General features: G+C 71.6%; 4 protein-coding genes. 2 read left to right on the top strand and 2 right to left on the bottom strand.

The genetic code is table 11. The annotated features are described in order from the left end of the window. Nucleotides 1-433 precede the first annotated feature (433 nt). Nucleotides 434-1,066, bottom strand: a complete 633-nt coding sequence (locus tag G3I65_RS03000) for a GntR family transcriptional regulator (protein WP_160694502.1) — start codon at nucleotides 1,064-1,066, stop codon at nucleotides 434-436. Between the two features lie 88 nt (nucleotides 1,067-1,154). On the opposite strand from G3I65_RS03000, the gene G3I65_RS02995 reads away from it, so the two are divergent. Together G3I65_RS02995 and G3I65_RS02990 are read left to right on the top strand one after the other, a co-directional pair. Beyond that, nucleotides 1,155-1,688: a YbhB/YbcL family Raf kinase inhibitor-like protein gene (locus G3I65_RS02995; RefSeq protein WP_160694499.1), complete on the top strand. Its 534-nt coding sequence runs from the start codon at nucleotides 1,155-1,157 to the stop codon at nucleotides 1,686-1,688. Nucleotides 1,689-1,745: 57 nt separating this feature from the next. Further along, entirely contained in the window at nucleotides 1,746-2,159 is a 414-nt protein-coding gene (locus G3I65_RS02990) for a nitroreductase/quinone reductase family protein (protein ID WP_160694497.1), read from the top strand. A 67-nt stretch (nucleotides 2,160-2,226) separates the two neighbouring features. Here the strand turns inward: G3I65_RS02990 and G3I65_RS02985 are convergent, their stop codons facing one another. After that, nucleotides 2,227-2,973, bottom strand: coding sequence for a D-Ala-D-Ala carboxypeptidase family metallohydrolase (locus G3I65_RS02985; RefSeq protein WP_160694495.1), 747 nt, complete (start codon nucleotides 2,971-2,973; stop codon nucleotides 2,227-2,229). Nucleotides 2,974-3,216 lie beyond the last annotated feature (243 nt).

Genomic DNA, 3,216 nt, shown 5'->3' with positions numbered 1-3,216 from the left:
GAGGCGACGGTCCGCCTCGCGGCCGCCGGTCCGGAGGCGCTGGAGGCGGCGGCCGGTGAGCTGACCCGCGTGGCCGGCGAGTGGGCTCTGTCGGTGGACCGCCTCGACGGGCGGCACGCGCAGGGGGTGGCGGCGACGTTGCCGATCGGCCTCGCCGGCCCGTGAAACCCGTTCGCGGCAACGGGTCCCGGCCGGTCGGGTTCGTGGCCGGGGTTCCGGGACCGGACGTCATGCACGCCCCTTTCACCTCGTCCGCCGACAGGATCCCGGCAAAGTCGCGCGCCGGCGAGCGGGTGATCGGGCCGCAGGCCGGCCGCGTGGGCTGCCCGGCGGCGCGGGGATGACATGAATGAGTCATTCATGTCGTCTGGTGAAGTGAATGACCCATTCATGACATCGCGAGCCGCCGGTCAGCGGGCCCCCAGCGCCGCCGTCAGCCGTCGAGGGCGGCCGCGGTCAGGGTGAGGTGGCGGGCGAGCAGCTCGGCCGCCTTGTCGGCATCGCGGTTCAAGGCCGCTTCTTCCAGCCCACGGTGCTCGCCGACGGCGTCCCGGTCCGGGGCGCGCAAGGCCGACCAGCGGCGGGCGAGTTCGCTCGCCGCCCACATGCGGTCGAAGGTCTCGAGCAGGGCCGCGTTGCCGCAGCCGTCCAGCAGGGTGCGGTGGAAGACCCGGTGGGCTTCGGCCCACGCGGCGCTGTAGTGCTCGCCTTCCCCCGGCGCGTACGGCTCCGTGCGGGCGAGGCGGTGGTGCGCGGCGCGCACACGAGCCTCCCAATCGACGTCGCCGCGCTCCACCGACAGGCGCAGCACGACCGGCTCGACCGTCCGGCGGGCCTCCGTGATCTCCTGCCAGCGCCGGTCGGAGAACTCCGGGACGGCGAAGCCGCGGTTGGGCAGCCGGTCGGCCAGGCCCTCCCCGACCACCCGCACGAGCGCCTCGCGCACGACGGCCAGGCTCACGCCCTGGTCGCGGGCGAGGTCCTGGGGCTTGAGCGCCTCGCCGGGGGCGTAGTCCCCGCGCATGATCGCGTCCCGCAGGTGTGCGTAGACCTGCTCCGACAGCATCTGACCCATGACCAGGAGCATAGATGTTGCGGTCAATAATCGATTATCTGTACTATCGTCGATGATACGAGCACCTGGAAGGACACCGATGACCGTCAACGACCCGTTCGCCCGCCTCCCCGAAGCGGCCGCTTTCTCCGTCACCAGCACCACGGTCGCCGACGGCGCCGCCTGGCCCCGCGCGCAGTTCTCCTCGGGGGTCCCGGGCGGCGAAGACCGCTCCCCGCAGCTGAGCTGGCGCGGCGCACCGGAAGGCACCAAGAGCTACGCCGTCACCGTCTACGACCCCGACGCCCCCACCGGCTCCGGGTTCTGGCACTGGGCGGTCGCCGACATCCCGGCGACCGTCGCGGAACTGCCGGAGGGCGCCGGCGACGACACCGGCTCCGGCCTGCCGGAGGGCGCCTTCCAACTGCCCAACGACGCCCGCGCGCCCCGCTACCTGGGCGCCGCCCCGCCCGCCGGGCACGGGCCGCACCGCTACTTCGTCGTCGTGCACGCCCTCGACGTCGACACCATCGGCGTCCCGGCCGACACCACGCCCGCCGTCCTCGGCTTCACCATGGCGGGCCACATCCTCAGTCGTGCTGTCTTGACCGCCACCGCCGAAACGGCGGCCTGAAAAATCCCCGGCCCCCGATAGGCTGGCGGTGACACCGCGGTTCGGAGAAAGGGAGCCATGCCCGATTTCGACGAGATCAACGCCAAAGTCATCGACGAGTACCGCGCCAACGGCGGCGAACTCAGCGGTGGGTTCGCCGGCGAAACCCTCATCCTGGTGCACCACTTCGGTGCCAAGTCGGGCGTCGAGCGCGTCTCCCCGCTGGCTTGCTACGCCGAGGGCGAGCGCCTGTTCGTCTTCGCCAGCAAGGCCGGCCTGCCGGAGAACCCGGGGTGGTACTACAACCTGATGGCCCACCCTGACGTGACCGTCGAACTCGGCGACGAGACCTTTCCCGTGCGGGCGACCGAAATCAAGGGACCCGAGCGGGACGAGATCTACGCGAAGAACGTCGAGAAGCGTCCCCAGTTCGGCGAATACCAGGCCAACGTCGACCGGCTCATCCCGGTCGTCGAACTGGTGCGCCGCTGACCCTGTGGCCGGGTCGTGAGTGTTCAGTAGGGTTCTAACCCGACCAAACACTCACGACCCGGCTGCGTCAGATTCCGCAGGCGGACGCCGACCAGAAGCGGGTCGAGCGGTTCGCCACGTGCGTGTGGTCGCTGTGGTCCGGGTAGCCCGGCCCGAGGATCTCGGCGAACCCGTGGTTGCGGGCCTCCCGCGCCAGTCCGCAGAAGCCCTGCGTCCCGGCGCCGAGGTCGACCGCGTCGCCGTAGAGGTGGCGGCTGGCGGCCGCGCCGCCGACCGCGTTGTTGCAGGCGACGCTGCGGAAACCGCCGTTGACCACGATCGGGTGGTCGCCCATGGCGTGCCGCATCGCCTGCAGCTTCCACATCGACACCAGCGCGTTGGCCTTGGCGGTCGCGGCGGGGACGTTGCCGCCCGACCAGTCCGAGTTGCAGCGGTTCAGTTCCGCGTAGGTGAAGTTGACCGGCGTGCAGTCGTCGTCCTGCAGCTGGTAGATCTTCCCGAACGTCGCCGGCCCGGCGATGCCGTCCGCGGCGAGCCCGTAGGCCTGCTGGAAGCGGGTGACCGCGGCCTTGGTGCCCGGCCCGAACTGGCCGTCGAGGGCCAGGACCCCGCCGTAGCCCGGATAGCCGGAGACCCGGATCTGCAGCTGGCGGACGTCTTCGCCGGACGCGCCTTGCGCCAGCGTGCGCCCCCACGAGTAACAGGCGTCGGAAGCGGCCATCACCTGCACCGGATCGGCCGCGACCGGAGCGGCCGCCGCCGTGCCGAACGCCGCCAGCAGCGCGAACAAGGGCAGCACGAGTCGAATGCGCATGACAGGAACACCTTTCGGACGAGGGAGGTGAGACCCGGAATCCGCGGGCAGTCCGCGATTCACCGTCCCGCACGTTAATGCGGTGGCGAGCACCACGCTGTCGGGTGTTCGCACCACAAGGCGTCAGCGCGCCAGCAACCCCAGCACCAGCGCCAGCGGCGGCCACACCTCGCGCCCGCGCCGGGTGCAGGCGAACGCCCGCTGCCGCACGTCCGGTCCGGCCAGCGGCAGCACCGCGACCCC

Source organism: Amycolatopsis sp. SID8362 (genome assembly GCF_010550475.1).
GTDB classification, from domain to species: Bacteria; Actinomycetota; Actinomycetes; order Mycobacteriales; family Pseudonocardiaceae; genus Amycolatopsis; species Amycolatopsis eburnea.
Note: the sequence above shows the minus strand (reverse complement) of the source record. Positions and strands in the feature narration are given on the sequence as shown.

What these genes read in the sequence shown, in the direction of transcription:
- G3I65_RS03000 (WP_160694502.1), bottom strand. Translation starts at nt 1,066, where the DNA reads ATGCTGTCGGAGCAGGTCTACGCACACCTGCGGGACGCGATCATGCGC.
- G3I65_RS02995 (WP_160694499.1), top strand. Translation starts at nt 1,155, where the DNA reads ATGACCGTCAACGACCCGTTCGCCCGCCTCCCCGAAGCGGCCGCTTTC.
- G3I65_RS02990 (WP_160694497.1), top strand. Translation starts at nt 1,746, where the DNA reads ATGCCCGATTTCGACGAGATCAACGCCAAAGTCATCGACGAGTACCGC.
- G3I65_RS02985 (WP_160694495.1), bottom strand. Translation starts at nt 2,973, where the DNA reads ATGCGCATTCGACTCGTGCTGCCCTTGTTCGCGCTGCTGGCGGCGTTC.